The sequence below is a fragment of the Candidatus Accumulibacter sp. ACC007 genome (genome assembly GCF_907163205.1).
Taxonomy (GTDB): domain Bacteria; phylum Pseudomonadota; class Gammaproteobacteria; order Burkholderiales; family Rhodocyclaceae; genus Accumulibacter; species Accumulibacter regalis.
On sequence record NZ_CAJQUD010000001.1, the window covers coordinates 1,061,522 to 1,078,276 of the forward strand.

Here is a 16,755-nt window from a genome sequence, read left to right on the forward strand (position 1 = left end):
GCTTCCCGGGTCACCATCGAATTGCTGCACTGCAGCTTGCTATCCGGAGAATCTGCCGCTAGCTTGAACGGGAACGTTTATATCGTATACGATATTCGGAGGCTTCCTCATTGCCTATTCCGTCAGCGCTTGAACTGATTACCGCCGAGAAGATCCCGCGCCTGAGCGCGTCGGATCATGTGGTGCAGATGCTCAAGAAAGCGATCGTCGACGGTGTGCTGCCGGCCGGCGAGATGCTCCGCCAGGACGAAATCGCCAGCCACTTTCACGTCAGCAAGATCCCCGTCCGCGAAGCGTTGAAGCACCTCGAGGCCAAAGGCCTGGTGACCTTCCTGCCCAACCGGGGTGTCGTGGTCGCCTCGCTGTCGGCTGACGAGATCGGCGAATACATGGAAATCAGGGCCATGCTCGAAGCGCGCGCGGCGCGCCTGTCGGCGCCGCTGATCGACGAACGGGCCATCGCCAGCGCGCGCCAGCATCTTGAGGGTTTTGCGCTGGCCACCGACGCCGGCCGCTGGGGCGAATTGAACTGGCTGTTCCATTCGACGCTCTACGCTGCAGCCGAGCGACCGATCCTGCTGGCTGAAATCCGATCGCTGTACAACAAGGTCGAACGCTACGTGCGCGCGCTCTTGTCGATCACCACCGAACTGCCCAAGACCCTGCACGAACACGCCGAGATTCTCGACGCGTTTGTCCGCCGGGACCCGGACGCGGCGGCAGAACTCACGCGGGCACACGTGCTCGATGCGGGTGCGTCACTTGTCCATCACCTGAATTACCACCGTAGCAAAGGAGGAAACAAATGAGAAAGTCGATCCTGACGGCCAGCTTCAGTCTGCTGGCTCTCGCCGGCGGCAGCGCTTACGCCGACATTCTGGTGGCCATTGCCGGCCCGATGACCGGTCAGTACGCGTCGGCGGGTGACCAGATCCGCAAGGGGGCCGAAATGGCCATCGCCGACATCAACGCCAAGGGCGGCGTCCTCGGCCAGAAGCTGCAACTGGAAGTCGGCGACGACGCCTGCGACCCGAAGCAGGCTGTTTCAGTGGCCAACACGATGGTCAACAAGCAGATCGTCTTCATGCACGGGCACTGGTGTTCGAGTTCGACGATCCCGGCGTCCGACGTGTACAACGAGTCGCAGATTCCGATGGCCACGGTGTCGACCAACCCGCAGGTCACCGAGCGCGGCCTGAAGAACATCTTCCGCATCATGGGTCGGGATGACCAGCAGGGCCTGGTCGCCGGTACCTTCCTGGCCGAGCACTTCAAGGGCCAGAAGATCGCCGTGGTCGACGACAAGAGCGCCTACGGCAAGGGCCTCGCCGACGAAATCGCCAAGGCCATGGAAGCCAAGGGCGTCAAGCCAGCGCTGCGCGAATCGATCACTGCCGGTGAAAAAGACTATTCGGGCCTGGTCAGCAAGCTCAAGTCGGCCGGCGTTGGGGTGATGGCCTTCGGTGGCTACCACACCGAAGTGGCGCTGATCCTGCGCCAGGCACAGCAGGCGGGCCTGAAGCTGACGGTGATGGGTGGTGACACGATGACCAACTCCGAACTGGTGACCGCTGCCGGCCCGGCCGCCGACAACGTCTTCTTTACCTTTGCGCCGGATCCGCGCAAGAACCCTTCTGCCGCCGCCGTCGTCAAGAAATTCCGTGACGCCAAGGTCGAGCCCGAGGGCTACGTGATGTACGCCTATGCGGCCATGCAGTTGTTCGCCGACGCCGCCAACGCCGCCAAGAGCACCAAGTACAAGGATATGGAAAAGGCTCTGCGTTCAGGCAGCTTCGACACGGTGATCGGCAAACTGAGCTTCGACGCCAAGGGTGACAACAAACTGCCCGGCTTCATGGTCTATCAGTGGCAAGGTGGCAAGTACGACTACGTGAAGAAGTAAGCGAGGGACAGCAGGCAAGGCAGGCGCGTCGGGCGGCATTGCCGCCCGGCACCCTGCCCGCAGTGAGAACGACTGACGGCGTCCGCCCCGATACTGAACACGGCGGACATTTCGACAACGCGACGCGACACGGAGTGAGCGTGCCGGGTCGCATCGACCGGGAGGCAGGATGAGCGTGGCCACACCCCAAGCACTACGCCAGCGTCTGCGTGACTATCACCGCATCGATGAGGAAACGCTCGTTGAGGAACTGATCGCCAAGGCACGCTTCACCCATTCCGAACAGGAGGGCATCCGCCAACGGGCGACGCCGCTGGTCCAGACGGTTCGTGACCGGCGCCTGAAAACCGGCGGCATCGACGCCTTCCTGACCACCTACGACCTCTCCTCCCGCGAAGGCGTGGTGCTGATGTGCCTGGCCGAAGCGCTGCTGCGCATCCCCGACGCAGATACCGTCGATCGCCTGATTCGCGACAAGATCGGCAGCACCGAGTGGCAGAAACGACTCGGCGCCTCGCACAGCACTTTCGTCAATGCCGGTACCTGGGCGTTGATGCTCACCGGCCAGATCGTCAACCTCGACACCGCGCAGCGCAGCGTCAGCGGCATTCTCAAGCGCCTGGTATCGCGTACCGGCGAACCGGTGATCCGCCAGGCGGTGAGCACCGCGATGCGCATTCTCGGCAAGCAGTTCGTCATGGGGCGGAATATCCATGAAGCACTGGAGCGCGCGCGCGGCGCCGAAAAAGCCGGCTACCGGCACTCGTACGACATGCTCGGCGAGGCCGCACGTACCAGCGCCGACGCGCTGCGCTACTTCGATTCGTACAGCAAGGCGATCGCCGCCATCGGTGACGCGGCCAGCGGCCAGCCGCCGTTCATCGCGCCGTCGATCTCGATCAAGCTCTCGGCACTGCACCCGCGCTACGATGTCGCCAACGAGGAGCGCGTGCGCCGCGAGCTGTTGCCGGCCATCAAGGCGCTGGCGGTCAGGGCCAAGGCCAGGAATATCGGCCTGACCATCGACGCCGAGGAAGCCGAGCGCCTCGAACTGTCGATGGGCCTGATCGAAGCGCTGGCCACCGATCACGAGCTGGTCGGCTGGAACGGCCTCGGCCTGGCCATCCAGGCCTATCAGAAACGTGCCCTGCCCCTGCTCGACTGGCTCGCCGACCTTGCGCACCGCGGCCAGCGGCGCTTGCTGGTACGCCTGTGCAAGGGCGCCTACTGGGACGCCGAGATCAAGATCGCGCAGGAGCGTGGCCACGCCGACTACCCTGTCTTTACGCGCAAGGTAACCAGCGACGTCTCCTACCTGGCCTGTGCCAGGCGTCTGTTTGCCGACCCGCAGGCTTTCTACCCGGCGTTCGCGACGCACAACGCGCACACCCTGGCGGCGGTCGCCGAAATCGCGATCAGCTCCGGTGGCAGCGACGAATGGGAGTATCAGCGCCTGCACGGCATGGGCGAAGAACTTTACGACCAGATCGTCGGAGCCAAGAAGTGGAACCGTCCGTGTCGCGTCTACGCCCCGGTCGGCAGTCACGAAGACCTGCTTGCCTACCTCGTTCGTCGCCTGCTCGAGAATGGTGCCAACTCGTCGTTCGTCAACCGTATCGCCGACGCCGAGTTGCCCATCGATTCGCTGATCGCCGACCCGGTCGAAAGGCTGGCCGCGCTGGCGGTCAAACGCCAGCCACGCATCCCGCTGCCACGTGAACTCTTCGGTGCCGAACGCGCCAACAGTGAAGGACCGGACATGAACGACAAAGCCGCACTCCAGGACCTGCACCAGGCCATCCAGCAGAGTCGAACCGTCAACTACCTCGCTGCGCCGCTGATTGGCGGCAAACAGGGTTCAGGCGCCAGCAGTCGGCCGGTCTGTTCGCCGGCCAACCAGCGCGAAGTCGTCGGCCAGGTGATCGAGGCCAGCGTCGCCGACGTCAGCACCGCAATGGCCGTCGCGCAGGCGGCTTTCCCGGCCTGGGAAAGCACCCCTGCCGCGACACGCGCAGCCGCTCTCGACGCTGCCGCCGACCTGATGCAGGAGCGCCTGCCCGAACTGGTCGCGCTGATCGTCCGCGAAGGCGGCCGGATCCAGGTGGACGCCGTTTCCGAGGTCCGCGAGGCGATCGATTTCTGCCGCTACTACGCCGCGCAGGCGAAGGAAAAATTCGCCGCGCCGATCGAGCTTCCCGGCCCGACGGGCGAGCGCAACAGCCTGTCGCTGCACGGCCGCGGCGTTTTCGTGTGCATCAGCCCGTGGAACTTCCCGCTGGCCATTTTCGTTGGCCAGGTCGCCGCCGCGCTGGCCGCCGGCAACACGGTGCTCGCCAAGCCCGCCGAGCAGACGCCGCTGGTCGCCGCCCTGGCCGTGGGCATGCTGCACAGCGCCGGCATCCCGGCGAATGTACTCGCCTTCCTGCCCGGCGACGGCCGCGTCGGAGCGGCGATGGTCGCCGCTCGCGAGTGTGCCGGCGTCGCCTTCACCGGATCCACCGAGGTGGCGCGCATCATTGCCCGCACGCTGGCAGGAAAGGATGGTCCGCTGGTGCCGCTGATTGCCGAAACCGGCGGCCAGAACGCGCTGATCGCCGACTCGTCGGCACTGCCCGAACAGATCGTTCGCGACGTCGTCGCCTCGGCGTTCAATTCGGCCGGACAGCGCTGTTCGGCGTTGCGCGTGCTCTTCGTCCAGGCGGACATCGCCGAGCGCGTCAGCACCATGCTCGCCGGCGCCATGCAGGAACTGCGCATCGGCGACCCGGCCGACCTGCGCACCGACGTCGGCCCGGTGATCGACGAAGCCGCGCGCAAGGTGCTGGTCGCCCACGCCAGCTGGCTGGACAGCTTCGCCAAACCGCTCTACACCTGTGCGCTCGACGAGCGGGCGACCAGCCACGGCAGCTTCTTTGCCCCGTGCGCCTACGAAATCGACAGCCTGTCGCGCCTCGAACGCGAGATTTTCGGGCCAATCCTGCACATCGTCCGCTGGCGCGGCGAGGATCTCGACAAGGTCTGCGACGCCATCGCCAGCACCGGCTACGGCCTGACGCTGGGCATCCACAGCCGCATCGAGGACACCGTCCGGCGGATCACCGCCCGCCTGCACGTCGGCAACACCTACGTCAACCGCAACGTCATCGGGGCGGTCGTCGGCGTACAGCCCTTCGGCGGCGAGGGACTGTCCGGTACCGGACCAAAGGCCGGCGGCCCGCACTACCTTTACCGTTTTGCCAGCGAACGCACGCTGTCGGTCGATACCACCGCCGCCGGCGGCAACGCCAGTTTGATGGCGCTGGACGCGGGTGACGACTGATTCAAGACGCTGGCCAGAGCGGAGTGACACCCGGAGCGGCAGGAGCGCCCACACCTGACGACACGATAATAATCAGCGCATTTCGCGCCAGCAGCAAAGGAGGAAGGTGATGGCTCTTGCACTTCAGCAACTGATCAACGGCCTGACGCTTGGCGCCGTCTATGGCCTGATCGCCATCGGTTACACGATGGTCTACGGCATCATCGGGATGATCAACTTTGCGCACGGCGACATCTACATGGTCAGTGCCTTCATCGCCGTCACCGTGTTCACCCTGCTGGCTTCGTTCGCCATCAGCTCGGTGCCCCTGGCGCTGGTGCTGGTGCTGATCATCGCCGTCCTGTTCACCTCGGTCTATGGCTGGGCAGTCGAGCGCATCGCCTACCGGCCGCTGCGCGGGGCGACGCGGCTGGCGCCGCTGATCTCGGCGATCGGCATGTCGATCTTCCTGCAGAACATGGTGCAGCTGACGCAGGGGGCGCGCGTCAAGCCGATCCCGCCGGTACTCGTCGGCGGCATCGATCTGATGACCGTCGACGGCTTCACCGTCCGCCTGGCGTACACGCAGATTCTCATCGTCATCGTCACCGTTGCGCTGATGGCCGGCTTCACCTGGCTGATCACAAAGACATCGTTCGGGCGACAGCAACGATCCTGCGAGCAGGACCGGACAATGACTGCACTGCTCGGCATCAACGTCGACCGGACGATTTCGCTGACCTTCATGCTCGGCGCGGCGCTGGCCGCGGTTGCCGGGGTGATGGTCACCGTCTATTACGGAGTGGTCGACTTCTTCATCGGCTTCGTGGCCGGGATCAAGGCCTTTACGGCGGCCGTTCTCGGCGGCATCGGCTCCTTGCCCGGGGCCATGCTCGGCGGCCTGCTGATCGGCCTGATCGAAGCTTTCTGGGCGGCCTATCTGTCCGCCGAATACAAGGACGTGGCGACCTTCAGCATCCTGATTCTGGTACTCATGTTCCGCCCTTCCGGCCTACTCGGCCGCCCTGAAGTGGAGAAAGTCTGATGGCCGCTTTCGTCCTCGCTCCGCACGCTCTCTCGCCGGCAACGCGTCTCAAGGACGCCGCGGCAGTTGCCTTCATTGCCCTGCTGCTGGGCATTCCGATGATCGGCCTGACCACCGTCGATAGTGGCGGCGCGCTGCAGATTGCCACCCGCTGGCCGACCCTGTTCATCTTCGTCGGCGTCGCTTTCGCCGGCCGGCTGGTGCTGCGTTACGGCATCGACCAGTTCAAGGCGCACCAGCTGACGCGCGAGCGCTCGGCCGCGGCGACCGCCGCGGCGGCACTGGCCGAGAGCAGAGGACGCGCCGGCAGCCCGCTGCTCACCTGGGTCGCCTGGGCTGCGCTCGGCGTCGCGCTGACCCTGCCGATCTTCTTTGCCGACAACCGTTACGTCGTCGACACCGCGACCACGGTGCTGATCTACGTCATGCTCGGCTGGGGTCTGAACGTCGTCGTTGGGCTGGCCGGCCTGCTCGACCTCGGTTACGTTGCGTTCTACGCCGTCGGTGCCTACACCTATGCCATCCTGGGAACGGAATTCGGCTGGGGTTTCTGGCAGGCCCTCCCTGTAGCCGGCGGCATGGCGGCACTCTTCGGCGTCCTCCTCGGCTGGCCGACGCTGCGCCTGCGGGGCGACTATCTGGCCATCGTGACGCTCGGTTTCGGCGAGATCATCCGCGTCATCCTGGTGAACTGGACCGAGCTCTCCGGTGGCCCGAACGGGATTGCGTCGATTCCGCGGCCCTCGTTCTTCGGTCTGGAGCTCAAGCCGCCCGGCGACGATCCGACCTTTGCCTCGTTTTTCGGTATCGAGTATTCGCCCATCCATCGCCTGATCTTTCTCTATTACCTGATCCTGGCGCTGGCATTGCTCACCAACCTCTTCGTCTCGCGCATGCGCAAACTGCCGATCGGGCGCGCCTGGGAAGCCATCCGTGAAGACGAGATCGCGTGCAAGGCGATGGGCATCAACGCCCGCAACGTCAAGCTCTCGGCCTTTGCCATCGGGGCCATGCTCGGCGGTTTTGCGGGCGTCTTCTTCGCCGCCCGAATGGGCTTCATCTCGCCGGAATCCTTCACCTTCAGCGAGTCGGCGATCATCCTGGCGATCGTCGTTCTCGGCGGCATGGGCAGCCAGCTCGGTGTCGTTCTGGCGTCGCTGGTGCTGGTCCTGCTGCCCGAGCTGGGGCGCGACTTTGCCGAATACCGCATGCTGCTTTTCGGTGCGGCAATGGTTCTGATCATGGTCTGGAAGCCGGGCGGCATCCTCTCGCATCGTGAGCCGACGCTGCGCTACGCCGCCGACGGAGAAGGCAGATGAGCGCTGCCACCGCTCCCCTGCTCAGCGTCGAGCGCCTGACCATGCGCTTCGGCGGCCTGCTGGCCATCGACGACATGTCGCTCGATGTCGCCGCGCGTCAGATTACCGGCGTCATCGGACCGAATGGCGCCGGCAAGACGACCTTCTTCAACTGCCTGACCGGTTTCTACAAGCCAACCGAGGGCAGTGTCCGCCTGAACCACCCGAAGCGCGGTCTGATGCGCCTCGAAGCGCTGCCCAGCCACCAGGTGGCGCACAAGGCGCAGGTCGTGCGCACCTTTCAGAACATCCGCCTGTTTCCGAAGATGACCGTCCTCGAAAACCTGATGGTGGCCCAGCACAACGCCTTGCAGCGTGCGTCGGGTTTCTCGCTGGCCGGACTCTTCGGCCTTGCCGGCTACCGGCGCGCCGAAGCTGCGGCGATGGACAAGGCCATTGGCTGGCTGAAGCGCCTGGAATTGATCGACAAGGCCAATACTGCCGCCGGCGACCTGCCCTACGGCATGCAGCGGCGTATCGAAATCGCCCGCGCCCTGTGTGTCGACCCGCTGCTGTTGTGCCTCGACGAGCCGGCCGCCGGCCTCAATCCGCGCGAATCGGCCGAACTCAACGAACTGCTCAAGCACCTCGCCGGTGACGAAGGAATCGCCATCCTGCTCATCGAGCACGACATGAGCGTGGTGATGAATGTCTCGGACCACATCTGCGTGCTCAATTACGGGCGCAAGATCGCCGAAGGCACGCCGACGCACATCCAGCAGGATCCCAACGTCATCAAGGCCTACCTGGGCGAGGACGACGCCGACGAACAACTGCACGCGGAGGCTGCGCCATGATGCTGCAACTGTCGGGTGTCCATGCCCACTATGGAAGCATTCACGCCCTGCACGGCGTCGACGTTGCCGTGCAGGTCGGCGAGGTGGTGACCCTGATCGGCGCCAACGGCGCCGGCAAATCGACGCTGATGATGTCCATCTTCGGGCAGCCGCGCGCCTCGGCCGGACGCATCGTCTTCGACGGCGAAGACATCACCGCCCTGCCGACACACGAGATCGCGCGCCGCGGGATCGCACTGGTTCCCGAAGGGCGGCGCATCTTCCCGCGCATGACCGTTCTCGAGAACCTGCAGATGGGCGCCGTGCTCGGCGAAGAAATGAACTTTGCCGTGGACCTGAAGCGCATGTACACGCTCTTCCCGATTCTCGAAGAACGCTGCACGCAGAGTGCCGGGACGCTTTCCGGCGGCGAACAGCAGATGCTGGCCATCGCCCGCGCGCTGATGAGCCGGCCGCAGCTGCTGCTCCTCGACGAACCGTCGCTGGGCCTGGCGCCGCTGTACATCAAGAAGATCTTCCAGATCATTCGCGAGCTCAATCGCGAACACGGAATGACCATCCTGCTCGTCGAGCAGAACGCGCACCACGCCCTGCGCGTGGCGCATCGCGGCTACGTCCTGCAGCATGGCCAGATCATTCTCTCCGGTACAGGAAGCGAACTGCTGGCCAGTCCCGAAGTACGCGCCGCGTATCTCGAGGGCGCCCAGACGGAGACTGCGGCCTAGCCGGCACGGGACGCGGGGCGTGGAAGAACGCGGACAGGAGAGCGAAGCGCCGCCGCGCTGGCTGCCCTTCGTGGTCCTCGGTATCGGGCTGCTGGCGATTTCCTTCGGCGCCATTCTGGCGCGCCTGGCGCAGGGCCACGGCCTGCCGTCGCTGGCCATCGCCACGCTGCGCCTCGGACTGGCGGCGCTGATCATCACGCCGATTGCCCTTTTGCAATCGGGCCACGTGCTGCGCGCCCTGAGCCGGCGGCAGGGCCTGCTCACCTGCGGCGCCGGTTTCTTCCTGGCGCTGCACTTCGCCACCTGGATCACTTCGCTCGAATACACCTCGGTGGCCAGCAGCACGGCGCTGGTGACCACCAACCTGCTCTGGGTCGGCATTGCGTCGTTTCTGCTCTTCGGCGAGAAGCCGAGCGCGGTGATGGTCCTGGGCATCGTCATCTCGCTTTCCGGCAGCCTGCTCATCTTCTGGAGCGACAGCCAGAGCAGCGTTGCCGGCAGCGACCCGTTGCTCGGCAACTTCCTGGCCATCGTCGGCAGCTGGTGCTTTTCGGCCTACCTGCTGATCGGGCGACGCCTGCGCGCCAACCTGCCGCTACCCGCCTACGTCTGGCTGGCCTACGGCAGCGCCTCGCTGTTTCTGCTCGTCGCCTGCCAGTTGAGCGGCACGCCGCTCGGCGGCTACACCGGCGCCGCCTACCTGATCGCGCTGGGCATGGCGCTCGGCCCGCAGCTGCTCGGTCATACCGCGTACAACTGGTCGCTGAAACACGTCTCCGCGACCTTCATCGCCGTGGTCACGCTCGGCGAACCGGTCGGCAGCGCGGCGCTGGCCTGGATATTTTTCGCTGAGGCCTTCGCTCTCGTGCAGGGAATTGGCTTTGTGCTGCTGCTTTTCGGGATCTATCTGGCCGCGCGCGGCGAAGGACGCTGAGGCAGCTTGGGGCTGTGTAAGCCGGAACCGCCGAATATGCGGTGCACTACATATTCGGCGATATGCAGAGTCCAGGAATATGAGGAGTATTCTTTCCTAGGGCGGCAGCATTTGCCTTGAAATCAGGTGGTTGCAGCGGTTTCTTTTGCCGGTTTTCTCGGCATATTACTGTCGTCCTTGAACGGTTGGTTAGCCAAAGGAGGACAGTATGCTTACGACCTGTTTCACGCGCTCGGCAACGCGCGCGGGGTATTATGCGGGACCTGTCGGTCCCTATCTAGACCCTTTCACTGACTGGTTGGTGAAACGGGGTTATTGCAAAGACGCCATCCGGCATCTTCTCCTTGGGGCGGTCGGCTTCGCCAACTGGATGCAGGTGGCCGGTGGTGACCTGACTTCCTTGCACGAAGGTGTTTGGAATACCTTCTGCGATCATTTGGCCAAGCAGGGTCGGCTGCATGGCACGAAGGGACAGCATTCGATCTACTGGCGCGGCGCGAAACAGTTCACGGAGTTTCTTCGCGCCCAGCAAGGCATCGTCGCTACCAAGGCGGCGCTAGCTCCGCCGGAACTGGTGGCCGCATTCGAGCACTGGATGCAAATTCACCGTGGCGTCAAACCCTCGACGCTGATCACCTATCGCCAGCACGTCATGGACCTGCTCTCTTCGCTGGACCCGCAACCAGAGCAGTTCAATGCCACCAAGCTCCACGGCTTCATTCTGACTTACGCCAAGCGCAACGGCCGCGCTGTTGCACAAACCCGTGTAAAAGCCGCTCGCATGTTTCTTCGGTTTTTGATCGCCACTGAACGTTGTCAGCCGGGCCTCGACGCCGCCATTCCGACCATTGCCGAATGGCGCTTGGCGAGCTTGCCCCGCTATTTGCCGCCGGCCGACGTAGAGCGTGTTCTGGAGGCATGCAATGGCGCAAGGCCTATCGATATCCGCGACAAAGCCATCCTTCTGCTGTTGGCACGACTCGGCCTGCGCGCCAGCGACGTCGCCTCGTTGAAGTTCGACGATATCGATTGGTTGCACGGCACGTTTACCGTCATCGGCAAGAGTCGGCATGAGGCCAAACTGCCTTTGCCTCAGGACGTCGGTGACGCCATCTTGAACTATTTGCGGCAAGCGCGTCCCTCGGTAAACGACGTCTACGTTTTTATCACCGCTGTCGCTCCATGGGAGCCGATCACCCGAAACGTGGTCAAGCATGTCGCTACGCGTGCCATCCGGCGTGCCGGTGTCGAGGCGCTGTCGTTCGGTTCCCATATTTTCCGCCATTCGGCGGCAACCGGGTTGCTCCGCCAAGGCGCTTCGCTCCAGGTCATTGGCGAAGTATTGCGCCACCGCAGCATCGACACCACCGCCTTGTACGCCAAAGTCGACATCGGACTATTGCAGCAAGTCATCAGGCCGTGGCCGGGAGCGACATCATGCTAAAGGACGCGCTTGATACCTATTTGGCTGTTCGCCACGCGGCCGGTTTCGCTCTCGTCGATGACGAACACCGCCTCCGAGGCTTTGTCCGCTTCGCCAGTGCGCAAGGAGACACCGTCATAGTCGCCGCGACGGCCATCGCCTGGGCAGGGCAAGGGCGGTCGGAATCGCAACGCAGCAACCGTTTGAAGATGGTCATCCGCTTTGCGCGGTTTGCTCATGCTACCGATGGTCGCCACGAGATCCCGCCGCAGGGCGTGTATTGTGCGCGGCGGCAGCGGCCAACCCCCTATCTGTATACCGAGAACGAAATCCAGGCGCTGATGGCGCAAGCGCTGCACCTTGGTCCGCCAGGGACGCTACGGGCGCAGACCTACAGCACCTTGATTGGCCTGCTGGCCGCGACCGGGCTGCGTATTTCCGAAGCCATCAGCCTCCATTTCCAGGACATTTCCGCTGACGGCTTGGTGATCCGCAACACGAAGTTTAAAAAAAGTCGGCTGGTGCCGTTGCACTCGACGACCCAGGCGGCACTGGAGCGATATCTGGTCGAACGCCGCCGAGTTGCCACCAATGATGACCATATGTTCCTCTCGACACAGCTCGGTCCATTGAGTCTCGACGCAGTGTATCCGACATTCCACAAACTCCTGTCAGCCTGCGGTCTTCCCCGCCAAGCAGGGCAGCCGAGGCCCCGGCTGATCGATTTTCGTCACACCTTTGCGTCGAATGCGCTGATAGCTTGCCCGCATGCTCGCGACCACATTGGGAGCCACATGCTGGCACTGATGACCTACCTTGGTCACGCAGTCCCAAGCAGCACGTACTGGTATTTGGAAAGCTCGCCACGATTGATGGAGGATATCGTCGACGTATGCGAGCGCTTGTTCGAGGAGCAAACGCCATGACACCGATCGCCCCCCATATCACCGCCTTCTTGCGCGAACGCCTTCCCCTGCAACGTGGCGCGAGCGAGCACACCTGCGACAGCTATGCCTACGCCTTCCAGTTGCTGTTCGAGTTTGCCGGCAAGCGACTGCGGCTTACGCCATCGGCGCTAAGTCTTGAGCAGATCGACGCCAAATTGGTGATGGACTTCCTGCAACACCTTGAAACCGAGCGCCACAATGGCCCGCGCACGCGTAACGCCCGCTTGGTGGCGATCAAGTCCTTCATGCGCTTTATCGAGCATCGCGTGCCGGCGCTGCTGGAACAAAGCCGGCGCATTTTGGCGATCCCGGCGAAGCGCACCGATTCCCACTTGATCAGTTATTTGTCGATGGATGAGATGCAGACCGTTCTCAATGCGCCGGATCTCCAGCGCCACGACGGCATCCGCGACCGCGCTATGCTCCACCTATGCTTCTCCGCCGGGTTGCGCGTTTCGGAACTGGTCAACCTGCCGATAAATGCGATCGAGTGGCAACCATCGCCCAATGTGCGGATCATGGGCAAGGGCCGTCGGGAACGTTTGCTCCCACTCTGGAAGCAGACTTGCGTGGATTTGCGCGCGTGGTTGGCGGTGCGCGGTCCGGCGCCGGCGACGGAGTTGTTCGTTAATGCGCGCGGCCAGCCGCTAACTCGATCCGGCTTCGAGTACATTCTCAACAAATACGTTCAGACGGCCGCCGAACGATATCCCGTGCTTAAGCAACGGCACATCTCGCCGCACAGCCTGAGGCACAGCGCCGCGATGATGGTGTTGCAGGCAACGGGGGATATCCGCAAAGTCTCGCTCTGGCTCGGCCATGCAGACATCCAGACGACCGAAATTTACTTGCGGGCGGACCCAACAGAAAAGCTGGATGCAATGAGCGCCGTTGTGCCGCTCTCACTAAAAAAAGGACGGTTCCGGGCGCCAGACAAACTGATCGCCTCGCTGCGGGGCGCTTGAATATGCTGAGCGATGGGAGCCGACATGGCCGTCAGCACAAGGCTCCCACGCCTGCAATTCTGCATATTCCTGGACTCTGCATATCGCCGAATATGCGGTGCACTACATATTCGGCGGTTCCGGCTTACAACCCCAGCTTGCCCTGCGCCCGATGAGTCGGGCAAAAAAACACCGCCGACCGCGTGGCGCAGAGAATTCCGACCGCCAGCTCCCCGCCACCCGGCCGGTCGTTCATCGCTATCCGTTTTCTCGGGAGCCCGCCAGGAAAGCATCGAAATCGGCGACCGGCAGCGGCCGGCTGAACAGGTAGCCCTGGTAGGCATGGCAGCCCTGCGCCGCCAGGGCGTCACGCTGCGCGGCGGTTTCGACCCCCTCGGCGATCACCGACAGGCCAAGCGTGCTGGCCAGGGCGATGATCGTGCGCGCGATCACTTCGTCATTGGGATCGGTGAGCAGATCGCGCACAAAGGACTGGTCGATCTTCAATTGATCGAGCGGCAGGCGCTTGAGATACGACAGCGAAGAATAGCCGGTACCGAAATCGTCCAGAGAAAAGCCGACGCCGTGATCCTTGAGCGTACCCATCCGGTCGATCATTTCCTGCACGTTGTCGAGCAACATGCTCTCGGTCAGCTCGAGCTTCAGGCGTTGTGGATCCGCACCGCTGCTGGCCAGAACGGCGAGCACCTGGTCGACGAAGTTCGGCTGCCGGAACTGCCGCGCACTGACATTGACCGAAACGGTAAATCGCCTCCTTCCCGGCTCCGCCCAGACGGCCAGCTGCGCACAGGCGGTTTCCAGCACCCACAGCCCCAGCGGCAGGATCAGACCGGTTTCCTCGGCGAGAGGAATGAACTCGGCCGGCGAGACGAAGCCGCGCTTTGGATGCTGCCAGCGGACGAGCGCTTCGGCGCCGATGACCACACCGGCGGCGTCCACCTGCGGCTGGTAGAAAAGACGCAATTGACCCCTCTGCAAAGCTTCGCGCAGGTCCTTCTCGAGGCTGGCGCGAGCGGTCACCACCGCCTGCATGTGCGGGTCGAAGAAACGCAGGGTATTGCGGCCCATGGCCTTGGCTTCGTACATCGCCAGGTCCGCGCGCTTCATCAGTTCGTCGATGCCTTCGTGACTGCCCCCGAACAGGGTGATGCCGACGCTTGGCGTATTGTGATACTCGTGCCCGTCCAGATCGTAGGGGCGATTGAGTGCGGCGAGGATCTTCTCGCCGATGCTGCGACTCTGGCTAGCCGCTTCCTGCGGCTGCCGGGCGAGGTCCTCAAGCATGACCACGAACTCGTCGCCGCCGAGGCGGGCAACCGTATCGCGTTCGCGAACGCAGGCCAACAGCCGCTTGCCGACCTGTTTCAGCAGACGGTCGCCCATGTCGTGTCCGAGGGTATCGTTGAGCGTCTTGAAATTGTCGAGATCGATGAACAGCAAGGCACCCTGTCGGTCTCTGCGCGTACTCGCCACCAACGCCAGGCGCAGACGGTCGTGCAGCAGGCGGCGGTTGGGCAGGCCGGTCAGCGCGTCGTAAAAAGCCAGATGGCGAATTTCTTCCTGCGCCTGCTTGCGCATGGTGATGTCGGTCAGCGTCGACACGTAGTTGGTCACGTTTTCGTCGCCGTCCCGGACCGCGGAAATGGTCAGCCATTCGGGGTAGATCTCGCCATTCTTGCGCCGGTTCCAGATCTCGCCCTGCCAGGTTCCCGTGCGCTGGAGTGTCTCGCGCATCGCCGAATAGAACGTGGCGTCGTGGCGGCCCGAACTGAGCAGCTTCGGCGTCCGACCGACACAGTCGGCAGAGGAGTAGCCAGTGATCTCGGTGAACGCTTTGTTCACGCGCAGAATGACGCCCTTGGCGTCGGTAATGAACATTCCCTGCTGCGACTCGAAGGCCGTCGCAGCGATGCGTTCCCACTGCTCGGCCTGCTTCTTGTCGGTCACGTCGTGCGAGACGACAAGCACACGCATCACCTGACCGCTCTTGTCGTTGATCACTTTTCCCGTCGACGCCATGTGCCGGACGCTGCCGTCGTGTCGCACCAGGCGGTACTGCAGTTCCTGACCGACGCCGGTTTGCGCCGTCTGCCTGAACGCTTCGATCACCCGCTGGCGATCCTCCGCATGCACGTCAGCAAACGAATCGCTGCCCTGCAGGTCTCTGCTCCGGCCAAAGAACTGCCGATACGAAGGACTGTTGTAGAGCCGCCGTCCTTCGAGATCGAGGACGGCGATGTGTTCGCCGATGCTTTCAGAGATCAGTCGGAAGAACTCGCGTTGCTCGCGCAGGCTGGCTTCGAGTTTCTTGCGTTCGCTGATCTCCTGGGTCGTACCGACAGCGCGCAGCGGTCGGCCCGAGTCGTCGAACTCGACTTCGGCCCGCTGCGCGATCCAGCGCACCACGCCGCCGATGACGACGCGCAGTTCGACGGCCAGGGGCTTTCCCGCCAGCGCCATGTCGCTGGCTTGCTTGAGCGCCTGACGATCATCCCGATGCACCAGGGCCATGAAGCCGGCGATGCTGCCGGTGCTGCCTTCGGGAAGGGCAAAGATCCGGCAGGTCTCGGCCGACATGCGACTCTGTCCGCTGGCCAGGTCGACGACCCAGCTGCCGACACGAGCGACCGCCTGCGCGCGCTCGAGCTCGGCTGCGCTGGCCTGCACTTCGGCGGTGCGCTGCGCGAGAGCGCTGCCCAATCGGCGCACGTCATCGATGTGCTGCCGATGCGAGCGGGTCAGGAAAGTGATCAGCAGCAGCGCGACGACGACACAGACGATTTGCACGAGGCCGTAGAGCATGGCCGGCGTTGGCGGTTGCGGCGGCAGCAGGGCCGAAAGCTCAGCCGCCACGAAGCCGGTTATCGCGGCCACGGTCAGCGCGGCGAGCAGGAGTGCCGTGCGCCTGCCCAGCAGCCAGCCGCCCATGAGAATCAGCAGCGGGTAGGCGATGATCAGCAGCGCCCGCACGCCGCCGAAGAACGGTGACAGGCTGGTCACGGCCAACCACAGCCCCCAAACCAATACCGCCAGCGCCGTACGCACCCGGCCACCAGCGAGCAGGCGCAAGGCGCTCGTTGCCAGCAGCACGATGACGACCGGCCCGACCGCCCGCCACGGCTGTTCCGGGATGATCAGCAGCATGGTCAGCAGAACGCATGCCCCGGCAACGAGAATGGACCAGGCGGTGTACTTGAGGAAGCGTCGCGAAGGGAGCCAGCTCTGTGGCTGCTCGGCGCCTTGTTCGAGCAAGCGTGAGGAGGGCTCGCCAAGCACGGGTGGGCCTTGCCCTTCTCCGTCCATCGCCGATGCCGCCGGGCGATTGTCGGGGCCTTCCGGCGGTCGCTGCGTATCTACCAA

Annotated in this window: 12 protein-coding genes; 11 read left to right on the top strand and 1 reads right to left on the bottom strand. The window is 63.9% G+C overall.

The genetic code is table 11. From position 1 onward, the window contains the following. Positions 1-110: 110 nt before the first annotated feature. The 11 genes from QZ634_RS04525 (at position 111) to QZ634_RS04575 (ending at position 13,395) form a co-directional block, all read left to right on the top strand. Positions 111-809: a GntR family transcriptional regulator gene (locus QZ634_RS04525; protein WP_291985951.1), complete on the top strand. Its 699-nt coding sequence runs from the start codon at positions 111-113 to the stop codon at positions 807-809. Further along, positions 806-1,903, top strand: coding sequence for a branched-chain amino acid ABC transporter substrate-binding protein (locus QZ634_RS04530; protein WP_291985953.1), 1,098 nt, complete (start codon positions 806-808; stop codon positions 1,901-1,903). Before QZ634_RS04525 ends, QZ634_RS04530 begins: the two co-directional genes overlap by 4 nt. Before the next feature lie 169 nt (positions 1,904-2,072). Further along, positions 2,073-5,222: a bifunctional proline dehydrogenase/L-glutamate gamma-semialdehyde dehydrogenase PutA gene (putA, locus tag QZ634_RS04535; RefSeq protein WP_291985955.1), complete on the top strand. Its 3,150-nt coding sequence runs from the start codon at positions 2,073-2,075 to the stop codon at positions 5,220-5,222. 109 nt (positions 5,223-5,331) lie between these two features. Then, positions 5,332-6,246: a branched-chain amino acid ABC transporter permease LivH gene (locus QZ634_RS04540; RefSeq protein ID WP_291985956.1), complete on the top strand. Its 915-nt coding sequence runs from the start codon at positions 5,332-5,334 to the stop codon at positions 6,244-6,246. Then, positions 6,246-7,565, top strand: coding sequence for a high-affinity branched-chain amino acid ABC transporter permease LivM (gene livM, locus QZ634_RS04545; protein WP_291985958.1), 1,320 nt, complete (start codon positions 6,246-6,248; stop codon positions 7,563-7,565). The genes QZ634_RS04540 and livM overlap by 1 nt, the downstream gene beginning before the upstream one ends. After that, entirely contained in the window at positions 7,562-8,401 is an 840-nt protein-coding gene (locus QZ634_RS04550; protein ID WP_291985960.1) for an ATP-binding cassette domain-containing protein, read from the top strand. The genes livM and QZ634_RS04550 overlap by 4 nt, the downstream gene beginning before the upstream one ends. Then, positions 8,401-9,126, top strand: coding sequence for an ABC transporter ATP-binding protein (locus QZ634_RS04555; RefSeq protein WP_291866214.1), 726 nt, complete (start codon positions 8,401-8,403; stop codon positions 9,124-9,126). Before QZ634_RS04550 ends, QZ634_RS04555 begins: the two co-directional genes overlap by 1 nt. A 19-nt stretch (positions 9,127-9,145) precedes the next feature. Beyond that, positions 9,146-10,060 (top strand): DMT family transporter, encoded by a 915-nt coding sequence (locus QZ634_RS04560; protein WP_291985963.1) that lies wholly within the window; start codon positions 9,146-9,148, stop codon positions 10,058-10,060. Between the two features lie 208 nt (positions 10,061-10,268). Beyond that, the gene (locus QZ634_RS04565; RefSeq protein ID WP_291985965.1) at positions 10,269-11,504 is read left to right on the top strand and encodes a tyrosine-type recombinase/integrase; all 1,236 of its coding nucleotides are present in this window, start codon (positions 10,269-10,271) and stop codon (positions 11,502-11,504) included. Beyond that, positions 11,498-12,409 (top strand): tyrosine-type recombinase/integrase, encoded by a 912-nt coding sequence (locus QZ634_RS04570; protein ID WP_291985968.1) that lies wholly within the window; start codon positions 11,498-11,500, stop codon positions 12,407-12,409. The genes QZ634_RS04565 and QZ634_RS04570 overlap by 7 nt, the downstream gene beginning before the upstream one ends. Further along, positions 12,406-13,395 carry a tyrosine-type recombinase/integrase gene (locus QZ634_RS04575; protein ID WP_169068653.1) on the top strand — a complete coding sequence of 330 codons (990 nt, stop codon included), beginning with the start codon at positions 12,406-12,408 and terminating at the stop codon, positions 13,393-13,395. Before QZ634_RS04570 ends, QZ634_RS04575 begins: the two co-directional genes overlap by 4 nt. 237 nt (positions 13,396-13,632) lie before the next feature. Here QZ634_RS04575 and QZ634_RS04580 read toward each other — a convergent pair whose 3' ends face one another. Continuing rightward, positions 13,633-16,755: an EAL domain-containing protein gene (locus tag QZ634_RS04580; protein WP_291985971.1), complete on the bottom strand. Its 3,123-nt coding sequence runs from the start codon at positions 16,753-16,755 to the stop codon at positions 13,633-13,635.

Excerpts from the sequence above, each read along its gene's own strand:
- QZ634_RS04565 (WP_291985965.1), top strand. The coding sequence starts at position 10,269 with ATGCTTACGACCTGTTTCACGCGCTCGGCAACGCGCGCGGGGTATTAT.
- QZ634_RS04575 (WP_169068653.1), top strand. The coding sequence starts at position 12,406 with ATGACACCGATCGCCCCCCATATCACCGCCTTCTTGCGCGAACGCCTT.
- livM (WP_291985958.1), top strand. The coding sequence starts at position 6,246 with ATGGCCGCTTTCGTCCTCGCTCCGCACGCTCTCTCGCCGGCAACGCGT.
- putA (WP_291985955.1), top strand. The coding sequence starts at position 2,073 with ATGAGCGTGGCCACACCCCAAGCACTACGCCAGCGTCTGCGTGACTAT.
- QZ634_RS04550 (WP_291985960.1), top strand. The coding sequence starts at position 7,562 with ATGAGCGCTGCCACCGCTCCCCTGCTCAGCGTCGAGCGCCTGACCATG.
- QZ634_RS04540 (WP_291985956.1), top strand. The coding sequence starts at position 5,332 with ATGGCTCTTGCACTTCAGCAACTGATCAACGGCCTGACGCTTGGCGCC.
- QZ634_RS04530 (WP_291985953.1), top strand. The coding sequence starts at position 806 with ATGAGAAAGTCGATCCTGACGGCCAGCTTCAGTCTGCTGGCTCTCGCC.
- QZ634_RS04555 (WP_291866214.1), top strand. The coding sequence starts at position 8,401 with ATGCTGCAACTGTCGGGTGTCCATGCCCACTATGGAAGCATTCACGCC.
- QZ634_RS04570 (WP_291985968.1), top strand. The coding sequence starts at position 11,498 with ATGCTAAAGGACGCGCTTGATACCTATTTGGCTGTTCGCCACGCGGCC.